Raw genomic sequence first — 373 nt, 5'->3', positions numbered from 1 at the left:
CCCGGAGGCTGGGCCATGCCCGGCCGGTCGGGAACCGGCGGGGTAGGCGGGCTCGCGGCTGTCGGGTACGGCGCGGGCAGCATCACCGACCCCGCCAACGACGAACTCCCGTTCCTGCCGACCTGGAACTACGAACCCGCATGGTGGGAAGAACCCCTCAACGAACCGGTCACAGCGGACGCGGTGGCCACGGCATCACTGGACGCGGTGGACACGGCGTCGGCTCCGGCGCCGGCTCCGGAGGATGACATCCCGCCCTTCTGACCCGGATCTTCCACGCCACCCCGTTTCAGCGGACGCGGTGGCCACGGCGTCACCGGCTGCGGCTCCGGCGCCGGCCCCGGAGGACGACATCCCGCCCTTCTGATCCGAA

General features: G+C 72.1%; 1 protein-coding gene. It reads left to right on the top strand.

Annotated elements, in window-relative coordinates; translation table 11 throughout:
- The coding region (locus QSK17_RS35815; protein WP_285711145.1) for a hypothetical protein at positions 1-264 on the top strand (264 nt) is incomplete at its 5' end.
- Positions 265-373: the final 109 nt, after the last annotated feature.

Source organism: Microtetraspora sp. NBRC 16547, from assembly GCF_030268965.1.
Taxonomy (GTDB): Bacteria; Actinomycetota; Actinomycetes; order Streptosporangiales; family Streptosporangiaceae; genus Microtetraspora.
The sequence above is the reverse complement of the archived record's forward strand: the minus strand, read 5'-3'. Positions and strand labels throughout refer to the sequence as shown.